General features: G+C 65.6%; 42 protein-coding genes. 39 read left to right on the plus strand and 3 right to left on the minus strand.

Features of this window, described 5'->3' with window-relative positions:
* Positions 1–20 precede the first annotated feature (20 nt).
* The 3 genes from BPET_RS25580 to BPET_RS22195 are packed head-to-tail and all read left to right on the plus strand — an operon-like array spanning position 21 to position 1785.
* Positions 21–554 carry a PPC domain-containing DNA-binding protein gene (locus BPET_RS25580; protein ID WP_012251200.1) on the plus strand — a complete coding sequence of 178 codons (534 nt, stop codon included), beginning with the start codon at positions 21–23 and terminating at the stop codon, positions 552–554.
* A gap of 1 nt (position 555) precedes the next feature.
* The gene (locus BPET_RS22190) at positions 556–954 is read left to right on the plus strand and encodes a PPC domain-containing DNA-binding protein (RefSeq protein WP_012251201.1); all 399 of its coding nucleotides are present in this window, start codon (positions 556–558) and stop codon (positions 952–954) included.
* 24 nt (positions 955–978) lie between these two features.
* Positions 979–1785 carry an SDR family NAD(P)-dependent oxidoreductase gene (locus BPET_RS22195; RefSeq protein ID WP_012251202.1) on the plus strand — a complete coding sequence of 269 codons (807 nt, stop codon included), beginning with the start codon at positions 979–981 and terminating at the stop codon, positions 1783–1785.
* Positions 1786–1834: 49 nt separating this feature from the next.
* On the opposite strand, the gene BPET_RS25585 is transcribed toward BPET_RS22195, so the two are convergent.
* Positions 1835–2497: a 4'-phosphopantetheinyl transferase family protein gene (locus BPET_RS25585; protein ID WP_012251203.1), complete on the minus strand. Its 663-nt coding sequence runs from the start codon at positions 2495–2497 to the stop codon at positions 1835–1837.
* Positions 2498–2555: 58 nt separating this feature from the next.
* Between BPET_RS25585 and BPET_RS22205 the strand changes: the two genes are divergently transcribed.
* From BPET_RS22205 to BPET_RS22255, 11 genes are read left to right on the plus strand one after another with little or no spacing between them, the layout of a single operon-like run.
* Complete coding sequence (locus tag BPET_RS22205) at positions 2556–3284, plus strand: beta-ketoacyl synthase chain length factor (protein ID WP_012251204.1); 729 nt, start codon at positions 2556–2558, stop codon at positions 3282–3284.
* A 13-nt stretch (positions 3285–3297) separates the two neighbouring features.
* The gene (locus BPET_RS22210) at positions 3298–4110 is read left to right on the plus strand and encodes a lysophospholipid acyltransferase family protein (RefSeq protein ID WP_012251205.1); all 813 of its coding nucleotides are present in this window, start codon (positions 3298–3300) and stop codon (positions 4108–4110) included.
* Positions 4097–4363, plus strand: coding sequence for a phosphopantetheine-binding protein (locus BPET_RS22215; protein ID WP_012251206.1), 267 nt, complete (start codon positions 4097–4099; stop codon positions 4361–4363). Before BPET_RS22210 ends, BPET_RS22215 begins: the two co-directional genes overlap by 14 nt.
* Positions 4364–4377: 14 nt before the next feature.
* Entirely contained in the window at positions 4378–4632 is a 255-nt protein-coding gene (locus BPET_RS22220) for an acyl carrier protein (protein WP_012251207.1), read from the plus strand.
* Positions 4629–5195, plus strand: a complete 567-nt coding sequence (locus BPET_RS22225; RefSeq protein ID WP_041863163.1) for a COG4648 family protein — start codon at positions 4629–4631, stop codon at positions 5193–5195. The genes BPET_RS22220 and BPET_RS22225 overlap by 4 nt, the downstream gene beginning before the upstream one ends.
* A complete protein-coding gene (locus BPET_RS22230; RefSeq protein ID WP_041863165.1) occupies positions 5192–6892 on the plus strand; it encodes an AMP-binding protein in 1701 nt (566 codons plus the stop codon). Before BPET_RS22225 ends, BPET_RS22230 begins: the two co-directional genes overlap by 4 nt.
* Positions 6873–7616, plus strand: a complete 744-nt coding sequence (locus tag BPET_RS22235; protein ID WP_012251210.1) for a glycosyltransferase family 2 protein — start codon at positions 6873–6875, stop codon at positions 7614–7616. Before BPET_RS22230 ends, BPET_RS22235 begins: the two co-directional genes overlap by 20 nt.
* Positions 7613–8563, plus strand: a complete 951-nt coding sequence (locus BPET_RS22240; RefSeq protein WP_012251211.1) for an LpxL/LpxP family acyltransferase — start codon at positions 7613–7615, stop codon at positions 8561–8563. The genes BPET_RS22235 and BPET_RS22240 overlap by 4 nt, the downstream gene beginning before the upstream one ends.
* Positions 8541–8984 (plus strand): acyl-CoA thioesterase, encoded by a 444-nt coding sequence (locus BPET_RS22245; protein ID WP_012251212.1) that lies wholly within the window; start codon positions 8541–8543, stop codon positions 8982–8984. Before BPET_RS22240 ends, BPET_RS22245 begins: the two co-directional genes overlap by 23 nt.
* A gap of 56 nt (positions 8985–9040) precedes the next feature.
* On the plus strand, positions 9041–9601 hold the full coding sequence (locus BPET_RS22250) for an outer membrane lipoprotein carrier protein LolA (RefSeq protein WP_231852633.1): 561 nt from the start codon (positions 9041–9043) through the stop codon (positions 9599–9601).
* The gene (locus BPET_RS22255) at positions 9576–10061 is read left to right on the plus strand and encodes a hypothetical protein (protein ID WP_012251214.1); all 486 of its coding nucleotides are present in this window, start codon (positions 9576–9578) and stop codon (positions 10059–10061) included. Before BPET_RS22250 ends, BPET_RS22255 begins: the two co-directional genes overlap by 26 nt.
* 233 nt (positions 10062–10294) lie before the next feature.
* On the opposite strand, the gene BPET_RS22260 is transcribed toward BPET_RS22255, so the two are convergent.
* Complete coding sequence (locus BPET_RS22260; RefSeq protein ID WP_041863166.1) at positions 10295–10498, minus strand: hypothetical protein; 204 nt, start codon at positions 10496–10498, stop codon at positions 10295–10297.
* Positions 10499–10519: 21 nt separating this feature from the next.
* Positions 10520–10993: a helix-turn-helix domain-containing protein gene (locus tag BPET_RS26185; protein WP_012251215.1), complete on the minus strand. Its 474-nt coding sequence runs from the start codon at positions 10991–10993 to the stop codon at positions 10520–10522.
* Between the two features lie 122 nt (positions 10994–11115).
* Between BPET_RS26185 and BPET_RS26190 the strand changes: the two genes are divergently transcribed.
* The 25 genes from BPET_RS26190 (at position 11116) to BPET_RS22365 (ending at position 23431) form a co-directional block, all read left to right on the plus strand.
* Complete coding sequence (locus tag BPET_RS26190; protein WP_012251216.1) at positions 11116–11418, plus strand: helix-turn-helix domain-containing protein; 303 nt, start codon at positions 11116–11118, stop codon at positions 11416–11418.
* A gap of 106 nt (positions 11419–11524) precedes the next feature.
* Positions 11525–12010 carry a hypothetical protein gene (locus BPET_RS22265; protein WP_012251217.1) on the plus strand — a complete coding sequence of 162 codons (486 nt, stop codon included), beginning with the start codon at positions 11525–11527 and terminating at the stop codon, positions 12008–12010.
* Between the two features lie 44 nt (positions 12011–12054).
* Positions 12055–13968 carry a transposase domain-containing protein gene (locus tag BPET_RS22270; RefSeq protein ID WP_407921192.1) on the plus strand — a complete coding sequence of 638 codons (1914 nt, stop codon included), beginning with the start codon at positions 12055–12057 and terminating at the stop codon, positions 13966–13968.
* A gap of 83 nt (positions 13969–14051) precedes the next feature.
* Complete coding sequence (locus BPET_RS22275; protein ID WP_012251219.1) at positions 14052–15020, plus strand: AAA family ATPase; 969 nt, start codon at positions 14052–14054, stop codon at positions 15018–15020.
* A complete protein-coding gene (locus BPET_RS26790) occupies positions 15017–15205 on the plus strand; it encodes a hypothetical protein (protein ID WP_151208984.1) in 189 nt (62 codons plus the stop codon). The genes BPET_RS22275 and BPET_RS26790 overlap by 4 nt, the downstream gene beginning before the upstream one ends.
* Complete coding sequence (locus BPET_RS26975; RefSeq protein ID WP_158310097.1) at positions 15202–15366, plus strand: hypothetical protein; 165 nt, start codon at positions 15202–15204, stop codon at positions 15364–15366. The genes BPET_RS26790 and BPET_RS26975 overlap by 4 nt, the downstream gene beginning before the upstream one ends.
* On the plus strand, positions 15363–15677 hold the full coding sequence (locus tag BPET_RS22280; RefSeq protein ID WP_041863167.1) for a hypothetical protein: 315 nt from the start codon (positions 15363–15365) through the stop codon (positions 15675–15677). Before BPET_RS26975 ends, BPET_RS22280 begins: the two co-directional genes overlap by 4 nt.
* Positions 15674–16048: a hypothetical protein gene (locus BPET_RS22285; protein WP_012251221.1), complete on the plus strand. Its 375-nt coding sequence runs from the start codon at positions 15674–15676 to the stop codon at positions 16046–16048. Before BPET_RS22280 ends, BPET_RS22285 begins: the two co-directional genes overlap by 4 nt.
* Before the next feature lie 28 nt (positions 16049–16076).
* Entirely contained in the window at positions 16077–16700 is a 624-nt protein-coding gene (locus tag BPET_RS22290) for a DUF3164 family protein (RefSeq protein WP_012251222.1), read from the plus strand.
* Positions 16697–17173, plus strand: a complete 477-nt coding sequence (locus tag BPET_RS25590) for a hypothetical protein (RefSeq protein WP_050978280.1) — start codon at positions 16697–16699, stop codon at positions 17171–17173. The genes BPET_RS22290 and BPET_RS25590 overlap by 4 nt, the downstream gene beginning before the upstream one ends.
* 11 nt (positions 17174–17184) lie before the next feature.
* Positions 17185–17640, plus strand: a complete 456-nt coding sequence (locus tag BPET_RS27415; protein ID WP_012251223.1) for a hypothetical protein — start codon at positions 17185–17187, stop codon at positions 17638–17640.
* The gene (locus BPET_RS27210; protein ID WP_197535832.1) at positions 17637–18098 is read left to right on the plus strand and encodes a hypothetical protein; all 462 of its coding nucleotides are present in this window, start codon (positions 17637–17639) and stop codon (positions 18096–18098) included. The genes BPET_RS27415 and BPET_RS27210 overlap by 4 nt, the downstream gene beginning before the upstream one ends.
* Positions 18095–18697, plus strand: coding sequence for a gp16 family protein (locus BPET_RS22310; RefSeq protein WP_012251225.1), 603 nt, complete (start codon positions 18095–18097; stop codon positions 18695–18697). Before BPET_RS27210 ends, BPET_RS22310 begins: the two co-directional genes overlap by 4 nt.
* Complete coding sequence (locus tag BPET_RS22315; protein ID WP_012251226.1) at positions 18697–18984, plus strand: hypothetical protein; 288 nt, start codon at positions 18697–18699, stop codon at positions 18982–18984. Before BPET_RS22310 ends, BPET_RS22315 begins: the two co-directional genes overlap by 1 nt.
* A gap of 14 nt (positions 18985–18998) precedes the next feature.
* On the plus strand, positions 18999–19463 hold the full coding sequence (locus tag BPET_RS22320; protein WP_012251227.1) for a hypothetical protein: 465 nt from the start codon (positions 18999–19001) through the stop codon (positions 19461–19463).
* Positions 19456–19845 carry a hypothetical protein gene (locus tag BPET_RS22325; RefSeq protein WP_012251228.1) on the plus strand — a complete coding sequence of 130 codons (390 nt, stop codon included), beginning with the start codon at positions 19456–19458 and terminating at the stop codon, positions 19843–19845. The genes BPET_RS22320 and BPET_RS22325 overlap by 8 nt, the downstream gene beginning before the upstream one ends.
* The gene (locus BPET_RS22330) at positions 19838–20263 is read left to right on the plus strand and encodes a Mor transcription activator family protein (protein ID WP_012251229.1); all 426 of its coding nucleotides are present in this window, start codon (positions 19838–19840) and stop codon (positions 20261–20263) included. The genes BPET_RS22325 and BPET_RS22330 overlap by 8 nt, the downstream gene beginning before the upstream one ends.
* 105 nt (positions 20264–20368) lie before the next feature.
* Entirely contained in the window at positions 20369–20701 is a 333-nt protein-coding gene (locus BPET_RS22335; protein WP_012251230.1) for a putative holin, read from the plus strand.
* Between the two features lies 1 nt (position 20702).
* Positions 20703–21335 (plus strand): transglycosylase SLT domain-containing protein, encoded by a 633-nt coding sequence (locus tag BPET_RS22340; RefSeq protein ID WP_012251231.1) that lies wholly within the window; start codon positions 20703–20705, stop codon positions 21333–21335.
* Positions 21329–21736, plus strand: a complete 408-nt coding sequence (locus tag BPET_RS22345) for a hypothetical protein (protein WP_012251232.1) — start codon at positions 21329–21331, stop codon at positions 21734–21736. The genes BPET_RS22340 and BPET_RS22345 overlap by 7 nt, the downstream gene beginning before the upstream one ends.
* Positions 21737–21747: 11 nt before the next feature.
* Complete coding sequence (locus BPET_RS26800; RefSeq protein ID WP_151208985.1) at positions 21748–22041, plus strand: hypothetical protein; 294 nt, start codon at positions 21748–21750, stop codon at positions 22039–22041.
* A gap of 40 nt (positions 22042–22081) precedes the next feature.
* Positions 22082–22237 carry a TraR/DksA C4-type zinc finger protein gene (locus tag BPET_RS27590; RefSeq protein ID WP_085970278.1) on the plus strand — a complete coding sequence of 52 codons (156 nt, stop codon included), beginning with the start codon at positions 22082–22084 and terminating at the stop codon, positions 22235–22237.
* Entirely contained in the window at positions 22237–22578 is a 342-nt protein-coding gene (locus tag BPET_RS22355) for a DUF2730 family protein (RefSeq protein WP_012251235.1), read from the plus strand. Before BPET_RS27590 ends, BPET_RS22355 begins: the two co-directional genes overlap by 1 nt.
* A 3-nt stretch (positions 22579–22581) precedes the next feature.
* Entirely contained in the window at positions 22582–22881 is a 300-nt protein-coding gene (locus BPET_RS22360; RefSeq protein WP_012251236.1) for a VpaChn25_0724 family phage protein, read from the plus strand.
* A gap of 1 nt (position 22882) precedes the next feature.
* Entirely contained in the window at positions 22883–23431 is a 549-nt protein-coding gene (locus BPET_RS22365; RefSeq protein ID WP_012251237.1) for a DUF3486 family protein, read from the plus strand.
* The last annotated feature ends 1 nt before the right edge of the window (position 23432 follow it).

Below are 23432 nucleotides of genomic sequence, written 5' to 3' on the forward strand. Positions count from 1 at the left end.
GTCAATAAAAAGGCAATAAGATGATTACCCCATCTACCGTCCAGTTGCTGAAGCACCCTGGCCCCGTTTCGCCCACAAGGCGCGACGTGATGGCTGGGCAGAACCAGAAGACATACCGCATCGTCCTGCGCGGCGGCGCCAGTTTGTACGACAGCGTGGCAAGCGCCATGGCTGCCGCGGGAGTGAGCGCGGCGGCCCTCAATATCGAGCACGCGGTGTTCAGCCACCTGCGCTACTTCCTTATTACCACCAGCCCCGACATCGAGCAGGTGGCGCACTACACCACCCCGCTCGATCTCGAATGTACCGCCATGCTGGTGGGCGCCGGCGCCACCGTAGGCACCACCGACCAGGGCAAGCTGGCCATACATTGCCACGGCCTGGTCACTACAGATTCCGGCGAGCTCGTCGGCGGCCATTTCCTTACCGAGCATTGCATTCTGGCCGAAGACGGCGTGGCCTACCTGAACACCCTCGGCCACATGAACCTGGTCATCGGCGTCGACCCCGAGATCCGCACGCCGGTGTTCCAACCCAGCTACCGGGAGGCCTGAGATGGCAGTAATGGAACAAGGCCACACCGGGCGCATTTTCTATATACGCATCCATCCCAACGAGGACCTGGTGCAAAGCCTGGAGAAAACCTTCATCGAATCCGGGCTGTCGCGCGCCATCGTGCGCAGCAGCGTCGGCAGCCTGGCGCACTGCAGCCTGCAATGCGGCGCGCAGAGCACGCTCGAGCTGGAAGGGCCGGCCATCGAGATCCTGAACATGAACGGCGAAATCCGCTGCGACAACGGCGCTTACCCCACCGCGCACGTCACGGGCATCGTCATGGACATGCAAGGCAAGATCCACGCCGGACGCTTCACCAGCGGCCGCAATCCGGCCTGCATGACAGTCGAAGCCGTAATAGAAGAATGGGTCGTTGAACAGACAGTGCAGCAAGACTGAACCCAGGCCAAAGGAGACAACAGCATGGGTGGAGCAAATGAAGATCAGGACGGCGTAGTGGTTGTCACGGGCGGGGCGTCGGGCATCGGCCTGGCGCTTGCCCAAGGACTGCTCGACCAGGGCCGGCGCGTGCTGGCCCTGGACGTGCAGCCGGAACGCATCGAGGCGGCGCAGTCCGGCCTGCGCATGCTTTCTCCCGGCCAATTAAGGCTGGAAACCCTGGATGTCACCGACGAGGCCCGGGTCGATCAGGTAATTGCCGACTGCGAGGCGGGCTTTGGCCCCGTGACAGGGTTGGTGAACTCAGCCGGCATCGCGGCTGAAGTCCCGTGCCTGGACACTGACGTAGCCGCATTCCGCCGCATTCTGGACGTCAACGTGATCGGCTCGTTCATTACCGCTCGCGCCGCGGCTCGCCGCATGCGGGCGCGCGGCGCGGGTTCGATCGTGCACATCGCGTCGGTATCAGGCCTGCGCGGCAACTACGGCCGCGTGGCGTACGGGTCGTCGAAAGGCGCCATCGTCACCATGACGCAGGTCATGGCCGTGGAATTCGCCAAATTCGGCGTCCGCGTCAATGCGGTGGCCCCCGGCCCCATCGAAACCCCGCTGACCCGCGCGGTGCATTCGGAAGCCACGCGCGGCAACTGGCGCCGCGCGGTGGCGCTGGGGCGCTACGGCCAGGCGCACGAACTGTGCGGCACGATCAACTGGCTGCTGGACGACTCGGCGTCCGGCTATGTCACCGGGCAGATCATCGCCGTGGACGGCGGCTTCACGGCAATGGGGCTGGCGGTTCCAGAAAGCCAGGAACAGGCGTCGGCGGCTTGACGCGCGCGGCGGGTAACGCAAGCGACGCCCGCCATTGCACCTTTGATGCTTAGGGCAAAGGCGTGCGCCAATGCCCCAGCAATTGCAACGGCGGCGCCGGCTGCAACCAGTGCACAGCGTCGGCGTCAATATGGGTATCGGCCGTGCCGGGCTCTGGCCGCCACGCCGCGGCGGCCACCCAATCTTGGGGCAATCGCCATGCCATGGCCCGCCATTGCCCTTGCGGCGCCCGCAGAACGGCCGCCGGAGTGCCCGCCTGCGCCAGGCCGACCTGCGCCATGCCTGCCGGAAACGCCAGGCCGGCAGCCTTCAATAGCGATTCCTTGAGCGTCCACAGCACATAGAAATACTGCAGGCGGGCGGCCGCATCGGCGTGCGCCATCAATGCGCGGCGCTCCTCCGCGGTGCACACCCACCCGGCCAGCGCGTCGACATCTCGCGAACGGCAACGCTCCAGGTCCACACCCAAAGCCCATCCCGCCGGCGCCAGCGCGGCCAGCGCGTGGCCGTTGCTATGGCTTAGCGCCAAGGGCGCATTGCGGCCGGCCCCCGTTGCGCGGCGCAACGCAGACCCCGCCGCCCTGCTGACTCGCCAGTCGCGCTCGGCGCGCGGCGCTCGCGCCACGGGCAACCGGGCGCGGTCGGCATCACAAAGGTCTTCCGGTTCGTAGCGGCATTGCCATGTGGGCGTACCGAGGCAAAGCTCAATCATCTTCCATCACCGGTCAACTCCGGTAACATTGTACGCAAAATTGGTACAATAGACGCAAATGCTTACGTTCTCGATCGAGAAATGGGAAGCATGGGCACCCGGCTTGATTACAGATATCCATTGGCGCGAATGGGCATGCTCTCCATATTGTCCATATCCGGCCGAGACCGAGGAGTTGCCAAGCACCCATTTTCTGCCCGCCATGCAGCGCCGCCGGCTCAGCCCGCTGGCGAGGATGGTGTTCGGCTGTGCGTGGCCGCTGGCAGAGAACCTGGCGCCGATGCCGGTAGTGTTTGCCTCGCGCCACGGCGAAACCACTCGCAGCTTCCGGCTCTTGCGCGACTTGGCCGCCGGAGAACCGCTTTCACCAACGGCCTTCGGCCTTTCCGTGCACAACGCGATCCTGGGCCAATGGTCTATCGTGCGCAAGGAAACCGAAGAGACAATCGCGCTTGCGGGCGATACTGACATGCTGGAACACGCCGTCCAGGAGGCCTGCATGCTGCTGCATGCGGGATCTCCCCGGGTATTGCTCGTCGTGGCGGAAGAAAGGCCCCCGCCCGCGTACCTTGCCTGGATCGACGATGCGCCGTTTTCGTATGTTGTCGCGCTGCGCCTGAGCGCCGGAAACGACTGGCAGCTTGGCATCGCTCCGGCGGGGCAGGCGCCTTGCTCCAGTGCCTGGCCGCACCCGCTCAATCTGCTGCGGAATCTCATCAATGGCACGCCGTCATGGTCGCACGCCGGCCCGACGCGTCATTGGCAATGGCGCCGGATGCCTGCATAAGAGTCTGCCAACCATGAGCGCCAATCCGCTACTGGACCCGCGTCCCCATCCAGGCCGCCAGGATGCCTGGTTGTGGCGGTTATTGGCTACTGCCATAGCCTTCACGCTGTTCGGGCTGGGCGGGTTGCTGCTGCGCCTGGCGGTATTTCCGTGCCTGCGCCTGTTCACGGGCGACGCCAGCCAGCAACGCCGGCGCGCCCGCGTGACCATCGCCTGGACGTTCCGCTATTTCATCCGCTTCATGGTGCGTTTGGGCATTCTGACCGTCGATTTCCAGGGCGCGGAACGGTTGGGCCGCCCCGGGCAGATGATCATTGCCAATCATCCTTCATTGCTCGATGTGGTTTTTCTGATCGGGCACGTCGCCAATGCCAACTGCATCGTGAAGCACGACCTGGTGAACAATGTCTTCACCCGTGGACCGGTCACCGCGGCTGGCTACATCAGCAACAACGAGAGCTTCGACATGCTGAACCAGGCCGCGCAGGTACTGCGCGACGGCCAGACACTGATCGTGTTCCCAGAGGGCTCTCGCACGCCACGCGACAGCCTGCCGCGATTCCACCGGGGCGCCTGCGCCATCGCCATGCGCGGCGCCGCGGTAATTACGCCGGCTGTCATACGCATGAGTCCCCGCAGCCTGATGAAGGGCGAACCCTGGTATCGGATACCCCCCCGGCGCATGCACTACAGCATTCATGTGGGCGCCGATGTCGACCCATCTCAATGGCGATCGCAAACCCCGTTGCCCATTGCCGGACGCCGCTTGAACGAGCGCCTGCATACGTACTTTCACAACGAACTTGCCAAGCATGACAAGCACTGAACTAGAAAACGACATCAAGGTACTGATCATCGAGTCATTAGGACTCGAAGACATACACCCCCAAGACATCGACAGCCACGCCAAGCTCTTTGGCGACGGGCTCGGCCTGGACTCGGTTGATGCCCTCGAGCTCGGCCTGGCCTTGCAAAAAAAATTCGGCGTCGCCATAGACCCGGAGACACGCAACATGCGCGAGCACTTCGAGTCGGTCGCCAATCTGAGTCTATTCGTGGCCTCGCAGCGCGGAGCCTGAGACAGGAGTTACCTATGCAAAGCCGGGAAGACATTTTTGCCGTGCTGCGCGACGCGCTGGTCGAGCTGTTCGAGCTGGAACCAGAGCGCATCACGCCCACCGCCAACCTCTATACCGATCTGGAAATCGACAGCATCGACGCTATCGACCTGATCGACCACATCAAGCGCCAGACCGGCCACAAGCTGGCGGCCGAGAATTTTCGCTCGGTTCGTACAGTGCAGGACGTAGTCGACGCAGTATGGCAAAAAATGAGCGCGACCCAATGAAAGCTGCGGTGGGATTTCTGCTTGCGCTATTGAGCGCGGCCTATCCCTTCGCGGTGCACGCCAGCCTGGGCCGCTGGCCCACGGGCTGGCTGCTGGGCCTGGTCGGCGCCGTCTGGCTGGCGCGCGCCCTGCTGCGTCCGGCCGACTCGCAACCAGGCGGGCGATGGCTGCCTGCGTTGGCGCTGGCCGGCTGCATCGCTTTAGCGCTCATCAATACCGAGTCAGCGCTGCGCGCCTATCCCGTGATGATGAACGCGCTGCTGTTGCTGGCCTTTGGCGTAAGCCTGGTGCGCGGCCGTCCGGTGATCGAACGTCTGGCCCGGCTGCGGCAACCCTGCCTGCCGCCGGAAGGCGTGCGCTACACCCGCCGTGTCACGCAGGTATGGTGCGGCTTCTTCCTCGTCAACGGCTTGATTGCGGCGGCGCTGGGAGTGTGGGGTTCGTGGCGGGCCTGGACCTGGTACAACGGGGCGATCAGCTATGCGCTCATCGGCATGCTGCTGGCCGGTGAATGGTTGGTACGCCCCCGCATGACTGCCGGCCCGGTAGGCACCCCGCCATGAACGCGTCCCAGTGGATCGACCCCACCAGGCTGCTCTTGCCGGTAAGCGGCCGGAAACTGTCGAACAGTCCCGCGCTGGACAGCGCCGGGTTCAGCCAACGGGTGTTGTGCCTGGCTGGCGCCCTGCGTGAGCGCGGCACGCGTAATGCTGCGCTCTGGTTCGACGATGCGCTGGAACTGGCCGTGGCGCTGTATGCGTGTTGGCGCGCCGACGTGGTAGCGCATATTCCTGGCGACGTGCTGGCGCAAACATGCGCGCGCCTGGACACCGATGTCGATCTCTGGCTATCCGACGCGGCTCTGCCGCTGGCAGCGCCGCGTGTCCATTGCCCAGCCTCGATGAATGCAGCGCCGCTGCCCGCCTGCGTGCTCGACGAGACCCACGCGGCAGTAGTGCTGTACACCTCTGGCTCCAGCGGCGCACCTAAAGCTGTCATCAAACAATGGCGCCAGCTGGCCGGCGAAATCCGCGCGCTCGCCCGCCACCTGCCGGGCGACGAAACGCTGTGCGTGCTTGGCAGCGTCGGACCGCACCATATGTTCGGGCTGCCATTCCGCGTGCTGTGGCCGCTGTGCGCCGGGCACCTGATTGACCGCCCGCAGCGCCACTACCCCGAAGAACTGGCCGACGCCAGCCTGGCTCATCCGCGCTTCATGTGGATCACCAGCCCGGCGCTGCTGCGTCGCGTGGAACGCCGCATCGACTGGCCTGCACTGCGTGGCCGGCTCGCGGCAATCTACACAGCCGGCGGGCCACTGCCGTTGAGCATTTCCGACCAGATCGCGGCGGCCAGCGGCTGCCGTCCCACTGAAATCTATGGCAGTTCCGAGACAGGCGCAGCGGCCATCCGGCAGGGCAACCAGGAATGGCGCCTGTTGCCCGGCATGCAGGCAGGCCTGGACGCGCAAGGCGCGCTGTGGCTTGAATCGCCATGGACCGCCGGGCGCGAGCAGACGGCCGACGCCGCCACCCTGACAGCCACCGGATTGCAGTTGCACGGCCGCCTGGATCGCATCATCAAACTCGAAGAGAAGCGCATCAGCCTGGCCGAGGTCGAGCAGGCGCTGGAAGCCCATCCGCATGTGGCAGAAGCGCGCGCTGGACTGGCGCCGGGGCAAATCCGGCTGACGGCTCTGATCGCGCTTTCAGCTAAGGGCTTGCACGCGCTGCGCAACGGCGGCCGAAAAGCGCTGATCGACGATTTGCGTGCACACCTGCGTGAGCGCATCGCGCCGCTCGCGGTGCCGCGTTCCTGGCGCTTGTTGCGGCAGCTTCCCTGGAACGCCCAGGGCAAGCTGACCCACGCGCAGTTCATCGAGCTGGCCGGCCCACGCCCGAGCCATCCCCGGTTCGAAGCGCCGCACCCCGTCGATGGCGACGCCGTGCAGACAGCGTTCGACGTACCGCTCGACCTGCCCGTGTTTCTGGGCCATTTCCCGGCGGCGCCGGTCGTGCCTGGCGTCGTGCAAATTGAATGGGCGCTGGCGCAGGCCCAGCGTCACCTCAGCCCTGGTTTGCAAGCGGCGACCATCGAGAACCTGAAATTCCAGCGCCTGATGCGCCCGGGCGATCAGGTCACGCTTACTCTGCGTTGGAACGAAGCCCGCAACAAACTCAATTTCAATTATCACCTTGCTGGCGAGCCCTGCTCGTCTGGCCGCTTCGTGTGCGCACCCAATGAGCCTCAACCCGTTTGAACCCTGCGCGCTGATTCCGGTCTACAACCACGGCGCCACCATTGGCGCCGTGGTGCAAGCGCTGCGCGCGCTAAATCTGCCCTGCATACTCGTCGACGACGGTTCGCATGCCGATTGCGCCGCCGTGCTCGACACGCTGGCCGGACCAGGAGTCACCCTTTTGCGGCGCAACGTCAACGGCGGCAAAGGCGCCGCCATGCACGACGGCCTGCGCGCAGCCGCCGCCGCGGGCTATACCCACGCCCTGCAAATCGACGCCGACGGTCAGCACGACCTGGATGCGGTGCGGCATCTGGTCGACCGGGCCCGCGCCGAACCGCGCGCGCTGGTAGGCGGGCAGCCCATCTACGGCGACGACGCCCCGCGCGCGCGGCTTTATGGCCGCTGGCTCACCCGCATCTGGGTCTGGATAAACACCCTGTCACGCGACATTCCCGATGCCATGTGCGGCTTGCGCGTCTACCCGCTCGCCCCCGTGCTGCCCTTGCTGGACGGCACCGGGTATCACATGGAATTCGACATCGCGGTGCTGGTGCGGCTGCATTGGGCCAACGTGCCAATGCACTGGATTCCCACCCGCATAAGGTACCCGCAAGACGGTATTTCCCATTTCCGCGGGTTGGCCGATAACGTGCTGATCAGTCGTATGCACGCACGGCTGTTCTTCGGCATGCTGCTGCGCGCGCCCCGCTTGCTGCGGCGTCGTTTCAGGGCCACGGCATGAAGCCCGCCACCGCTTCCCGTTCCTCGCACTGGGCAGATCAGCCCGAGCGTGGCAGCCCGCTGCTGATGCGCCTGACGGCAGCCATTGCGCGCCGGCTGGGGCGCCGCGCGATGGCGCCGCTGGTATGGCTGGTAGTGCTGTACTTCTACCTGACCGGCTCGCACGCTCGCCGCAGCATCGCGCTGTACCAGCGGCGGCTAGCCGCCGCTTCTCCCGGCACGGAACTGCCGCGCCATGCGCCGGTGTATCGCCAGTACCTGGCATTTGCCACCGCGCTGCTCGACAAGCTGGATGTATGGCAGGACAAAATCCGCATGTCGGACGTCGATCTGATCGACCCGGACGGGCTCCACGAGCAGATGCGCGGCGGCAGCGGCCAGCTACTGGTGGGCGCGCACCTGGGCAATATTGAACTCTGCCGCGCCCTGGCCGAACGCGAACAGAAACTCAAGCTTAATGTGCTGGTGCACAACAAGCACGCGCAGGCATTCAACCGATTGCTCGGCGATGCCGGTTCCACGCATCTACGCCTTATTCAAGTCAGCGAACTGGATGCGGGACGAATGATGGAACTGGCGCAGGCGCTGGAGCGCGGCGAATGGATCGCCATTGCGGGCGACCGCGTGCCGTTGTCTGGCGAACGCACCGTGGAGGTGGATTTTCTCGGCGCTCGCGCACCGTTTCCGCAAGGGCCTTGGTTGCTGGCCGGCCTGCTGGGCTGCCCCGTGAACATTCTGGACTGCACCCGCCACCAGGGCCGCCACCGCATCAACATCACCCGGCTGACCGAACGAGTCCGCTGGACTCGCGCCACTCGGGCGCAGGAAGTCGCGCGCTGGGCACAGGCCTACGCCGAACATCTGGCTGCCAGCTGTGCCCGCGCGCCGCTGCAGTGGTTCAACTTCTACCCTTTCTGGAGCGATGATGCGCGGCCGCGGCGTTCATAGTGTGCAAGTTGAAGTCGTAGTGCCGTTCTTCGACGTCGACATGATGCAGGTCGTATGGCACGGCCACTACGTAAAGTACCTGGAACAGGCCCGCTGCGCACTGTTGGCCGAGCTGGGCTATGACTACCCCGCCATGCTGGACTCGGGCTACGCTTGGCCCGTGGTCGACCTGCAGCTGCGCTATGTGCAGCCCGCCGTTTTTGGCCAGCGGCTTTACGTGCGCGCCGATCTGGTCGAATGGGAAAACCGCCTGAAAATTCATTACCTCATCACCGATGCCGACACTGGCCAGCGCGTCACCCGCGCCAGCTCGGTGCAGGTGGCGGTGAAAATCGCCACGCGCGAAATGCAGCTGAACTCGCCCGAGGCGATGCGCGCTATCATCGCCGCCCGCCTGGCCCAACTGAGGGCGCGCACATGACTACAACGCGCCACTTTCTTCACCATCTACTGCGCTTGGTCGCGCTGGCGTTGTGCATGCAGCTTCCCGCGACCGGCCTGGCTTTCGAGCTCGACCAACTGCGGTCAACCTTGACCGCGGCCCCGGTGGTGCGCGGCACTTTCGTTCAGGAAAAGCACCTGCGTGCGCTGCCTCAACCCCTGGTATCGCGCGGGACGTTCGTGTTGGCCGCGGGCTACGGCGTGCTGTGGCAACTGCGTAGTCCGCTACAGCAAACGCTGCGCATCACCACGCAGGGCATCGCCCGCGAACAGGCCGATGGAACCTGGCTGAACTCCCCCCAGGGGAACAGCCGAGAAAGCCATATGTTTCTTGCCTTGCTGAGCGGAGACACGGTCGGCCTGGCCGAGAATTTCGATCTGCGCCTGGAAGGCAACGCGGACGATTGGCGCTTGCACATGGCGCCCAACTCGGCCATCGTTCGCCAGATCTTCACTGAAATCGAGATTCGTGGCGGCGCGCTGGTGCGCAGGATCGAACTGCGCGAAACCCAAGGCGACAGCACCGTGCTGCGCATGGATGACGTCCAGGCGTTTTCTACCCTGAACAGCGATGAACTGCGCGCCTTCGCCAACTGAAAAGCACCTGCGCCGCGCGGCCTGGCTGGCAATCGCGCTGCTGGTGGCACTGCTGGGCTGGCAGTGTCGGCACGGCTTGCCGGTCACTTCCGACCTGATGGCGCTGGCGCCGCGCACTACGTCCGATCCGCTGCGCACCTTGGCACAGAAGCGCGTCGACTTGCCGCTGTCGCGACAAGTGGTGGTGCTGGTCGGCCACTCGGACCGCAAACAAGCCGTGGCGTTGGCTGAATCGGTGACGAACCGGCTAAGCGGCAGCAGACGTTTCGATGACGTGCGCCTGCGAGTTCATGTAGATCTGTCCGCAGTACGCCAATCTTTGCTTGCCGCGCGCCTGGCGATGCTGCCGGCGGCCGACCGCCGCCAACTCGCCAACGACCCGGCGGCCTACGCCGCCCGCCGCGCTGCCGAAATGGCGAACCCTTTCGGCAGCGCCGGTGTGGGGGGACAGAAGGAATGAGACAGGCGGGTCTATATGGGTTGGGGTGGGCTGAAGCGGGTTAAGCCCCCGAGAAACAAAGCAACTTGCTAGGTGCCAGGAGCGCATGGCATGCGGTGATGGTTTGCGACCTGGCCGCGCCATACGGCTGTACAAGCCAGATGATATGCGACATGCAGCCAGCGAGAACGCCGGCGTTTATTGAGGCCGGCGCTCAATGGCCCAGAAACCTACATTAAGGCGCGTTTAGGCCCCTACCCGGACGCGTGGCACTTCGTGGCCGCGTCATCCCGCTGATCCAGTGAGGGCGCCTGCTGGACGCTGCCGTCGCCGCCGATGATCACCACCCCGCGATTGCCAATGATGATGTTGCTCTGAACGAGGCGCCCACCGGCTCGATATTGCCCCCTATCCAAGATTTGCCGGATTTCCTCGTCCAGCTGGCTATCCTCGCTCATATGTCTCCCGGCCTAAGCACGCTACCTGTAAGCAGCTAAATCGATAATATTGCTTACTGTAACGTGATCTGGCTGCTCATGTCGGCTGGAAAAGTGGCGATAAAGCACACGAATTAGCCGAGCTTGGCCAGCGGGATCTAAGCCGATTCCCCGTCGCTGTAGTTCCTCGAAAGTGGTGCGCGCCACGCGTTCCAGCAGGTCCAAATCGATCCCGCCGTCGGTGTTGGGCGTCGATTCGCCAGGTTCTCCGGAGCCCGTGGCCAGCCAAATAAGGCTTACTTCGGCTGCCGACGCAATGGCCACCAGATGCGGCCTGGTCGGCTCCCCTCCAGCAAAGTACCTCCTGATGCCGCTCTGCGAAATGCCCGCCTTGCGGGCTAGCGCAGAAACGCTTCCCGCCCTGGCTGCGCATGTGTTCATCCGCCCTATAAAGCTATTTTCAGGTTCAGAGGAAGAACCTGAAAGGACGGATTCATCTATTCTTGCGGCTTTCATCTTTCACCTAACTACCTGATATTTAAAAAGTTTTACTGCATCCGCCGCGCTTAAGCGGGCGCATGAAACTTGAAAGCTCTAAAGAGCTTGTTCATCTAGCTCAATCGAGCTAGAATGCCGTCATGACTAAACAACGCACGGCAAAAAAAACGGCCCTAAAGGACTGGCATCGCGCCGACATTAAGGCCGCGCTGGAAAAGGCCGGGTGGTCGCTACGCCGACTGGCGAAGCACCACGGCTATTCATCTCCGACGACCTTAACCATTCCCCTTATGCGCCCTTGGCCCAAGGGAGAGCGAATCATTGCCAGTGCCATAGGCCGAAGCCCGGCCGAAATCTGGCCGAGCCGCTACATCGAAAAGTATAGCGATCCCATCCGAATTGCCAGTGAAAAGGCGTTAGAGCAGGAGGCCGTATGTGCATGAACAGGCTCCGGTGGCGGAAAAGCGGACAGATTAAAGCGCTCACAGGGATCGCACTAGATGCAAAGGCTCGTGGCGTTTGGAATATGCACGGCACAAGGGGGTGCAGATGAGCCGCCGCCGCTGGAAGCCGCGCCAAGCATCGACGATGCAGGAGGCTATCCGCCTCTGCCTTGACTACGCCTTGCACAAGCACAATCGATCAGTGGCCCGCGTAGCCGAGCTTAACGGTGTATCTGAATGGGTCATCTACAAATGGATGAGCGAGGGGTCCATTCCCAGCAAGCGCATCCGCCCCTTCGAGTTCGCCTGCGACTCCACATTTGTTACGCAGTACATCGCGGTTAGCGCCCAAAAACTGGTGATTGACATTCCGGCCGGCCGGGCCGCTGGCGAAAGCGACCTGCTCGATCTGCAGAATGCCCTCAACACTGCCGTATCCCTGCTGACGCGATTCTATCGAGACGACGCCAAGCCCGAGGATGTCCTGCAGGGCGTGACGCTGGCCATGGCGCAATTGGCTGGCCACCGCGAGAATGTCCGCAAGCATGCCGCCCCCGAACTGGATCTGTTCAGCGGGGAGGATGAGGCATGACACAGGACTGGTTTGCTGCGCAAGAGCTTGCCGGCCTCCCTGCGATGCCCGCGACCGTACAAGGGATCAACCACCGGGCCAAGACGAGTGCCTGGCAGAGCCGCCCGCGTGCAGGCCGAGGCGGTGGCCGCGAATATGCGTTCGCTTCTTTGCCCGTTGAGACTCAGGCAGCGCTGCTCAAGCGGACAACTCCTGCAGCCCCTGCACGCCCAGCGCCCGCCGCGCCCGACCGCGCCGGCCTGTGGGAGGCCTACGAACGTCGGCCGCAAACTTTGAAAGATGAAGCTGCTCGCCGTCTGTCGGCGTTGCAGGCTGTCGAGCACCTGGTGACTGCCGGCACTGGCCGGTCGCGGGCTCTAGAGGAAACGGCAAAGGCATTCGGGGAATCGCGCGCCACGCTCTATCGGTGGGCCAAGTTGGTGTCAGGCCTGAATGCGGCCGACTGGCTGGCCGCGCTGGTACCGGCCTATACCGGCCGCACCGTGAAGGCGGAGTGCGACGAGCGAGCGTGGGACTTCTTCAAAGCCGAATGGCTGCGCCCCGAGGCGCCGTCCATTGCTACCGCCTATGACCGCATGGTGCGCGCCGCGCGTGAGCATGGCTGGGTGGTGCCCAGCCAGCGCACCGTCACGCGCTGGGCGAACGAGATACCCCGCACGCTGCGCGTCCTGCAGCGCGAGGGCGAACACGCCATGATGCGCCTGTATCCGTCGCAGCAGCGCACTGTGCGCGACCTGTACGCGATGGCCTGGATCAATGGCGACGGGTACCAGCACAACGTATTCGTCCAATTCCCGGACGGCAGCATCGGACGCCCCAAGACCTGGTTCTGGCAGGACGTTTACAGCCGCCGCATCGTGGGCTACCGCACCGACCGAACCGAGCATAGCGACATGATCCGCCTGGCCCTGGGCGACGTGATCGAACGCTACGGCATACCCGAACACGCCACTATCGACAACACCCGCGCGGCGGCCAACAAGTGGTTGACCGCTGGTGTCCAGACGCGCTACCGCTTCAAGGTCAAGGAAGAGGACCCCGTGGGCTTGATGCCGCAGCTGGGCATCAAGCTGCACTGGACCAGCGTACATAACGGTAAAGGCCATGGCCAGGCCAAGCCAGTCGAGCGCGCCTTCGGCGTGGGCGGCCTGGGGGAGTACGTGGACAAGCATCCCAAGTTTTCCGGTGCCTACACCGGCCCCAACGTCATGGCCAAGCCCGAGAACTACCAGTCGACGGCGGTTGAGTGGGACGTGTTCGTGCACGTGCTGCGCAGCGAGATCGAAGCCTGGAACGCCCGCACCGGCCGGCGTACCGAGGTATGCGCCGGCGAGTTGTCCTATGAGCAAGCATTCCGCGTCAGCTACGAGCGCAGCGCGCACCTGATCCGCCGTGCGACTGATGCACAGCGCCGCATGTGGATGCTGTCGGCCGAAGCGGTGACGGTGCAGCGCGATGCCAGCGTGGCGCTGGCCATCGGCAAGGGACCGAGCGGCCGCAACCGCTACACCTGCGACGCGCTGATCGAGCACGTCGGCCGCAAGGTGGTGGTGCGCTTCGACCCGGACAGCTTGCACGAATGCGTACACCTGTACCAGCTGGATGGCCGTTACATCGGCCAGGCCGATTGCATGATCGCTGCCGGCTTTGGTGACACCAGCGCGGGCCGCGAATGGAGGCGCCAGCACAAGCAGCGCCTGAAGGCGGCCAAGCAGATGGCGGACGCCGAGATCCGCATGTCGGCCATTGAGGCGGCCGACTACATGCCCGATCCCCAACCGGACCCCGCGACGCCAATGCAGACCAATGTGGTGCGCGGCGCCTGGAAGGCGCCGGCCAAGAAGGTGGCCAACAGCGATGTGGTGCCAGAGGCCGACGGCGAGATGCCGGCCGAACGGCACCGCTTCGACGATTTCATCCTTGGTCAGATGGAGAAATGGAAACAGGGCCAGGTATGAAAAAACCCCGCGAAGTAGGCGCTTCGCGGGGCGTGTAGCAACGGGCCATACGGCCCATCAACCAGCAAACAGGAGCATAGCAGATGGACGATAAAGTGACGCAACTGGAATCCGCCCGACGCGCTGCGCATGACGCGGTGCTGATCGGCGAGGTCAAGGCAATCATGGACGCCGAGGGCCTGACCCAGGCTCAGGTGAGCGGACTGACGGGCATCGGGAAGGCACGCCTTAGCCAATGGCTGAACAGTGTCTACACCGGCAACGTGGGCGCCATCGAGGCGGACATCCGCCGCTGGCTGGAAAGCCGCCAGGCTGCTGCGGCCGTAGCGGCAACGCTGCCGGCCGCACCCGGTTGGGTCGAAACACCGACGGCGCGCGCCGTGCTGTCGGCTCTGTCGTTTTCGCAAATGGCGGAGGCCGTATCGGTGATCTACGGCGGGGCGGGCGTTGGCAAATCCAGCACGCTGGCGCAGTACCAGCGCCGTGCGCCGAATGTGTGGATCGTGACAGCCTCTCCGGCCGTGTCCGCACCTGGACCGATCCTGACGCGCATCGCCCAGACCCTTGGCATCCGCACCACCGGCGCGGTGCATGTGATCGAGGCCAACATCATCGAGCGCGTGCGCGAGACGCGCGGCCTGCTGATCATCGACGAAGCGCAGCACCTGACGCACCGCGCGCTGGATGCAGTGCGGTCCATCCACGACGCGGCCGGCATCGGCTTGGCGTTGGTCGGCAACGAGATCGTGTACAGCCAACTGACCGGTGGCCAGCGCTCGGTGGGCTTTGCGCAGCTGTTCAGCCGCGTAGCCAAGCGCGTGCGTCTGTCGCGCGCCAAAGATGCCGACGTGTTGACCCTGCTGGACGCTTGGCGCATCGAGGACGCGGAAGCGCGCCAACTGTGCCTTGGCATAGGCCGGCGCCCCGGCGCGCTGCGCGGCCTGTCGCAGACGCTGCGCCTGGCCAGCATGTTCGCCGCCACGTCCGGCGCAGCCCGGCCGACCGCCGAGCATGTGCGCGATGCCTGGCAAGACTTGGGCGGTGAGTCGTGAGCCGGGTCACCGATCAACCTGAGCGGGTCGAGCATGGCCCGCTGCACCCCGATCTGTTCGACGGTCAAACGCCCATCGTGTGGGTGGCCGGAGCGGTCCATCGACCTGCCGGCGATTCCCACACGCAGCGGGAAACCGGCAAGAAAGCACGCAAGCGCGCCCAGCGCGAGGAGGTCCCGAAATGAGGCTACAGCAACAGGATCGGCGAGATATGGACATGGCGTTTCTCGTCGAAATGAAAGAACGGCTCGCCCGAGCGCGGGCAGGCGACTGGACCGAGGCCGACATGATCGAAAAGATGATCAACGACTGGATCGACGAGTTGGCACAGGGGGAGCGTTCATGACCATCTACAGCGATGCCTACTTGAGTCACTACGCCGACCGCTATGTCGCCATGCAGCTGAAGCGGCACGGCGTCACGCTGGAGCAATACCTGGCCAACCCGGCCCACTACGACCGGCTGGAGTTCGAGCCGTTCCCGCCGCTGCCGGCACAACTGCGGGTGCAGCAGCAGATGGACGCCGAAGCCGCGCGCGCCGAGCAGGAAATCGAGCACTTGCCCAGGCGCAACGGCGCAGCTATCGAAGTGCTGCGGCACCGGCGCCATCACCGCCGCACGTTCTTCAGCTTCTTTACTCGGAAGGTTAAGGCATGAACGGCCCGGCCACCCGCTCGCGCGCGACCCTGGCTGTGGTCACTGCCGCCATGCAACTGGATGATCTGGTGCGCCTGGTCATTGAGCACCTGGCACGCCGCCGTGAGCCAACCACCGCTATGCACCTGGCGCGCGACCTGGGGCTGCCGCTGTACCTGGTGCGCGCCACCCTGAAGCAGCTGGGGCAGGCCGGCCGGGTGGCGGTGGTGGCCGACACCGTACCCGAGGGCCGCGCCTATTGCCCCGTCGAGATCGGCGTCTGCGAATGGTGCGGGCAGCTGGACCACCACCTGGTCGCAGGCGAGTGCCCCAGCTGCCGGCCCGGCGCGCAGAACGCGGCCCGCCCTGCGCACGCCCGACGCATCTGCTGACAACCACAGCTACATCCAAGGAGTAACCATGAGGACTACCGACACCACCATCCCCCCCGGCTACATGCGCAATGCGGCCGGCCACCTGGTCCCCGAGGACCAGGTGCGTGAGCACGATAAGATGCGCGACCAGGTCGCGCGCGAACTGGCCGCCGACGCCGAAGACCTGAGCGCGCGGCTGAGCGCCTTCAAGAAGAAGGCGCTGGGCGATATCGCCGACCTGGTGACCATCGCCGGCGACCGCTACGGCGTCAAGCTGGGCGGCGAGAAGGGCAACGTCACGGCCACGACCTATGACGGCGCCTACAAGGTGCAGCGCAGCTACGCCGAGCTTGTGCGCTTCACGGAGGAAATTGAAGCGGCCAAGGCGCTCATCAACCAGTGCATCACGCGCTGGAGCGAAGGAGCCAACGCCAACATCCGCGTGCTGGTGGACCGGGCGTTCCGCACCGACAGCAAGGGGCAGATCAAGACCGCCGCCGTGCTGGAATTGCTGCGCCTGGAGATCAAGGACGAAGACTGGTTGCGCGCCATGGAGGCACTGAAAGACTCGATCCAGACCGCTGGCACGGCCGTGTACATCCGCGTCTACAAGCGCATCGGCGACGGCGACCAGTACCAGGCGGTCGCCCTGGACCTGGCGGCGGTATGAGGGCCGCCACGTCCGACCTGGCCAAGCCGACCAGGGACCAGGTCCAGAGCATCGTCGATGAACTGTCGCGGCCATGGGGGCGCGTCGTCTTGACGTGTGACGGATACGAGGTTACAGCAGCGGTCCGCCGGGCTGGCGCGTTGACGTTCCGCATCTGCGTTTATGTCAATGGCTGGATGCGCGGCGAGTGGCTGATAAACGACTGCGAAGAGCGCCGCCGGTTCATGCGACAAGGAAGCCGGTTCCTCTATTCCGCCAAGGATCGAGCCGAATTTATCCGCAGGTTCGGCAAGCGCGCCGCCAGGCGGCACCAAATTGATCGGAAGATTGTTATCCATCGCCCGGACTGGACTTCGGCGCGTTCGATGCTCAAGCACTTTTGCTCAAACAACAGCGTCGTCACCGTACAGGCCATCGGCGTCACGGCCGAACGCCCAGCGCAGTCTGTGGACGGCGGCGCAGTTCAACCTTGAAGGAGTAAGGCATGGACACTCAGATTCAACGCATCCGCGCTGCCCTGGCCGCTTACAACGTGCCGGGCAGCCCGATCAGCAAAGCCGATTGCCTGGCTGAAATCCAGCGCATTGCGGGCGAAACAAAGTCGTCCGGCACTTCTGGTGCGATGGCCTACGACTATCACAATGGCCCTGAGCTTGGTCTGGAACCTAACGTTCCCATTTCGACCGAGACCCGTGCGTCCCCTTTGGCTCATACCGACGATGTGGCCGTCGATGTGTTCGCAGCAGCTATGAAGCAAAAGCTAGCCGCAGCACGCATCCAAGGGCGTGGCGGTTGGGAACAGCGCGACCCGGCCGTCCTATCGCAGATGCTCCGCGCGCACGTCGAGAAGGGCGACCCGTGCGACGTGGCCAACTTCTGCTGCTTCCTGTGGGTGCTCGGCGAACCGATCAGCACCACGCTGATGGCTGGGGAGGCATGACCATGGAAATCAAATGCACGCGGTGCCGGCACCGCCATACCACCGAGCAACGCCTGAGCAAGCCGCTGACCGACGGTATGACCGTGTCGATCTGCCCGAAATGCGCCTGCAGGAATTACTGCGACATGACCCCGATGTACGCCTGGTGCTGGGCGTCCGGCTTGATCGAGTTCGGCGCCACGCCGCCCAAGGATGGCGAGGACGGAAGCGGTGCCATCGTGATCGCCGAGGGGCCGGCCCACGCGCTGGAGGCGTGCGTTTCGGTTCTGGCCAGGCATGCCTACGATGGCCGGCTGTTGGTGCCCGGCGTGCCCGAGGCCGAGTCGCAAAACGTCGCCGGCAAGGCCCTGGCCGACTGGCTTGCGTGGTGCGGCAAGAGCAACGGCCGAGGTTATTGCGATAGCGTGGTGTTCAAGGCTCGCACGTCGCGCGCACAGACCATGGAGGTGCATTCATGACGGCGCGCAAGGCGACGAAACCCGGCTGCGCCCGCTGCCGCGCCGAGCTGGCCAAGATCCACATGGCCGCCAAGGCGCTGGGCATGGACACGACCGACCCGAACCCGAACAGCGACTACCGGGCCATGCTGCTGCAGCACGGCGGCAGGACTTCGGCGGGCGAACTGGACGCGGCCGGCCGCGCCCGCGTGCTTGATCATCTGCGCCGGGCCGGCGCCCAGGCTGCGCCGCGCAAGCGCGTGGCGCAGCATCCCGGCACTCCGCACAACCTGGACCGCGAGGCCATGCTGCAGAAGATCGAGGCGTACCTGGCCGACATGAAGCTGCCCTGGTCCTACGCCGACACCATCGCCCGCCAGCAGACCGGCATCGAGCGCGTGGCTTGGCTGCGCAAGCAAGAGGATTTGCGCGGCGTCATCGCGGCGCTGCACGTCGAACAGGAAAAGCGCGGCCTGCTGCAGGCGCTGGACGAGCGCCTGGCGGTCCTGGGCATGACCCGCGAAGCCCTGGCCGAACAGCGCCTGCTGAGTGCCGGGTGGATGCGGCAGCGGGCCACGCTGCGCCGCCTAGTGGCCGATCTGGATAGGAAGGTGCGCTGATGCCTTGCTATACCGGCCTGACGTCCAGCGGCGACAAATTCTTCCTGTGCGGCAAGCTGGGGCCGCACTGCGCAGCCGAGAAATGCGGCGACGTCGGCACGAACCTGTGCGATTACCCCGTCGGCGAGGGCAAGACGTGCGACCTGCCGCTGTGTGACAGCCATGCCTACGAGGTAGCCCCAAACGTTCACTACTGCCCGGGCCACCTGGTGCTGTGGCAGGAGTTCCGCGCCAGCGGCCGCGATCAACGTGAACTCGAAAACGTCGTCCCGTTCAAGGGCCGATAAACAGGATTTAAACGATGGCCAACACTGACATCCGTTGCCCCTGCTGTCATGCCGCCTTCAGCCTGGAACACGCCACCGAGGACGAGGCGCTGCGCGAGTTGATGGGCATGCTGGCCGACCTGCCGCGCGAAGTGTCCCGGCCGCTGGTGGCCTACGTGGGCCTGTTTCGCGGCCCTTCGCGGGCAACCGCCTACGAGCGCCAGCTGCGCCTGTCGCGCGAAGTCCTGGCCATGCACCAGGACACGCTGCTGGTCGGCGTGGCGCTGTCCGAGACGGTCGAAGCCATCCGGGCCAAGCGCGACACGGGCGAGGACTCCCGGCCGCTGAAGAACCACAACTACCTCAAGCGCGTGGTCGAGTCGCAGCAGGCACGCGGCGCCGGCGTCGTGCAGCCGCTGCGCGAGGCGGCCCCCCCGGGGCGCCCGGCCAGCAAGACGGCGGCCGCCCTGGCGGCGCTGGGCAGGAGGGGGCATGGCTGACCAGGCCGCCGTGCCCGAGTGGTTCTATCGGTCAATCAGCACCGGCCTGGCCGCACTGGTGGTCCTGCACCTGCCCGGCGCGCCCAGCCATGAGGTCATTTCCTACACCGAGGACGTGTGGGTGCGCGCGCTGTGGTCGGCCAATGTGGCCTGGCAGCAGGATCTGGACGCGCCGCGGCTGGCCGAGGCGTTCCTGCGCTTGACGCGCCAGGTGGACCGCTGGCCCGCGCCGCGCGCCGTGCTGGAGTTGCTGCCGGCGCGCCCCGAACCCAAGAAGCTGGCCGCGCCCCGGGTGTCTCCGGCCGAGCGTGAGCAGAACAGCCGCCGGCTGCGCGAACTGGTCGCCCGCCTAGCCGCCAGAAAGACGGTGCGCCATGGCTGACCGCTACTACATCGAGGCCGACCTGCTGCCGCAATCGCTGGCCGAGGTCATCGACGCCGTCGGCATGGCGCCAGCCATGGCGCTGGTCGAGCACGCTGGCGGCACGCGCGTGTACGTGCCCGAGCGCATCGACGGCGAACACCTGCTGGCCCAATGGATGGGGCTGGACGCGGCGCAGGCCCTGGCCGAGCGTTTCGGCACAGACACGCTGGACGTGCCGCGCTGCCTGGTGGGCATGCGCGTGGTCCGCGACCGCCGCATCCGCGCCGAGCGCCGGGCCGGCGCTCCCATCCGCGACTTGGCGCTGCGCTATCGCCTGACCATGCGGCAGGTCTATACCATCCTGGCCAACGGCGACCAGGACGATGCCGGCGTTGGGCAGGACTCGGCTGCCGTCTCGCAGTTCTGGCTGTTCTAGACGTTTTCGTCCGCACGCGCTACCCTGTCGCCTGCCTGCCTTAGTGCTGCACGGGTGAACCGCTTCACCTAATCCGCAGCCGCCCATCCCCGCACACTGCGGGGCATGAAAAAACATACCTTCTTCGACCGTCTGCGCCTGTGGCCCTGGCTGCTGGGCGCCCTGCTGACCACCACCGTGGTGGGCGTCATCGCGCCACACCAGCTGGGTTTGCTGATCTGGAGCCTGTCCAAGCTGTGCCTGGGCGCGTACCTGGGCTACTGGATCGACCGAGGCATCTTTTGTTATGCCCGCCCCGGCGCGGTGGTGGAGGCCGCCCAGGCCGCCGCCCGGCAAGGTAGCACTGACGGCATCGCCTGGACCGTGGCCTGCTGGTGCATGATGCGCCGGGCCGTCATCATCGCGGCGGCCGTACTGGCGCTGGGTCTGGGGGTCTAGCGTGGCGCGCCCGCATCTGTTCGCACGCCTGGCGGCCGTGGTGCTGCCCCTGTTGCTGTTTTCCTGCGGCGGGCCGGTGTACGCGCAGACCATCCCGGCCGCCGCCGACGGCTACAAGCGCGAACTGACACGCATCGTCCAGCAGGAGTGGGGGCTGGATGCTCCGGTGTCCATCCATGCCGCGCAGATCCACCAGGAGAGCGCATGGCGCCCTGGCGCGTCCAGCGGCGTCGGCGCGCAAGGGCTGGCGCAGTTCATGCCCGACACGTCCGCCTGGATCGCATCCATCTATCCCGACCTGGGCGAGGCCGCGCCGTATTCGCCCGGCTGGGCCATGCGCGCGCAGGCCCGCTACAACCGCTGGCACTGGCAGCGCATCGACGCGGCCGATGTGTGCCAGCACTGGGCCATGACGCTGTCGGCCTACAACGGGGGGCTGGGCTGGCTGCAGCGCGACCAGCGCCTGACGCGCCAGGCCGGCGGCGACGCCCACGTCTGGTTCGGCCAGGTCGAACTACATACCGCGCGGGCAGCTTGGGCCGAGCGCGAGAATCGGCACTACGTGCGCCGCATCCTGCTGCAGCTGGAGCCGATCTACCGGACGGCCGGCTGGCCTGGGGTGAGCCCATGCTGAAGCTGATCGCCACCGGCATGGGCAAGCTGCTGGGCAACACGACGACGCTGGCGCTGTTGGTAGCCGTCGGGATTTGGCTGTGGCACCTGTGGGCGGTCAGCGGCTTGGAAGATGACCTAGCCCTGGCCCAAACTGAAGCTACGGCCGCGCGTACCGATGCGGACAAGGCCGCCAGCGAACGGGACCAGTGGCGTGGGACAGCCGAACAGCGAGCGCGCGACTTGGCCGCCCTGGCCGATGAGCGCCGCCAGGTCGAGGCCGCCACCGTCGCTCTGCAGAACAAGCTGGCCAAGCACGAGGACACCTACCGCACCGTGCGTGAATCCATCCGGGCAGCGCCCGATGCGGACGACGGTGCCGTGGCACCGGTGCTGCGTCGAACCATCGAGGCGCTGCCGTGATCGCGCGCCTGATGGTTCTGGCGTGTGTGACGGCAGCGCTGGCGGGCTGTGCGGGTGCGCCGGCCTCGCCGCCACCACCGACCGATCCGGCGCCGGTGCTCTGCGCGGCCTCGGCCGGGCAGACCGAACTGGAAGCCCGGCCCGACAAGCCGACCGGCACGTACAGCCAGCGCGCCGTGGCGGCGTACATCGAGCAACTGCACCGCTGGGGCACCCGTGGCTGGGAAAAAGTCGCGGCCGTGCGGGCCTGGAGTAATGACTGTGTGGACAGAGCAGCAGTACGAGCTGGCAGCCCGGCTCGCTGAAGACGAGCGGGCAGCCGCGTTGGAGGCGGTGCGCGCTCGCATGAGCCAAGAAGTGCGCGGATCAGCGGACGGCAACTGCCTGGATTGCGGCGACGCCATTGCGCCGGCCCGCCTGGCTGTTCTGCCTGGTGCCGCGCGCTGCATGGACTGTCAGACCGCTCACGAAAAGCAACAAACACGACACGCGAGGTACTGATGTCAGAGGTGGATTGGGGCGCTGCGCGCCTGGGCTGGGATGTTCTGCAGACCGGCATTACTGCGGCCATCGCGCTGTATGTGTGGTGGACCGGCCGCAGCCGTGCGACGACGGACGCCATCGACCAGGTCGATGACCGCGTGACGAAGACGCAGCAGCGCTTGGACCGGGTGGAACAGACCCTGGAGAACAGACCCGGTTATGCCGATCTGCACGCGGTACGCGCCGAAATGGCGCAAACCAATCGCAAGCTGGCCGAGGTGTCGGCTCAGCTGCTCGGGGCCACGAACCTGCTCAACCGCCTGCACGACTATCTGCTCCAGGAGCGAAGGGAGAAGTAATCAATGAGCTTTCAGGACTTTGAGACCGAGGGTCGCCGGCTGGCGATCCTGCGCATTCTGTCGCGCCGCAATGCCTACACGACCAATGAGTACAGCCTGAACGACGAACTGGTCGGCGCCTACGCGCACAACGTCAGCCGCGACCGGCTGCACGGCGATCTGGCCTGGTTGCAGGAACAGGGCCTGGTCATCGTGCAGCAGCCGCGCGCGGGCTGGATCGTCACGCTGACCGCGCGTGGTGGCGATGCGGCAGACGGCCGCGCGACCGTTCCCGGCGTGGCGCGGCCGCGCCCGGGAGTGTGACATGCCCAAGCGCAGCAAGGTCTATGACCTGCCGCCCGAGGTGCGCGACGAACTGAACCAGCGGCTCGTCGGTAACGGCTTCCAGGGCTATGAGGGGCTGGCGACCTGGTTGGCCGAACGCGGCTTCCAGGTGTCGCGCTCGGCCATGCAGCGGTATGGGCAGGATCTGCAGCAGGAGTTCGAGCTGGCCATGGGCGACGTGCGCCGCACCACCGAGATGGCGCGCGCCTTCACCGAGGACGACGACGACAGCCGGGGGTCGCTGGTCGATGCCACCGCGCGCATCGTCCAGGAGCAGTTGCTTCGCATCACCATCGCATTGCGCAACGCCGAGCACGAACCGGACAAGGCGGCCAAGTACATGGCCACCGTCACACACGCCCTGGCCGACATCGGCCGTATGAGCCTGGGACAGAAGAAGTGGGCGCGCGAGGTTCGCCGCGAGGCCCTGGAGGCGGCGGCGCAGCGCGTCGAGGATGCGGCCGTTGCCAAGGGCCTGAACGCCGAGGACGCGAAGTTCTGGCGTGAACAAGTCTTGATGGGCATGTAGC

The sequence above is a fragment of the Bordetella petrii genome, assembly GCF_000067205.1.
Taxonomy (GTDB): Bacteria; Pseudomonadota; Gammaproteobacteria; order Burkholderiales; family Burkholderiaceae_B; genus Bordetella_A; species Bordetella_A petrii.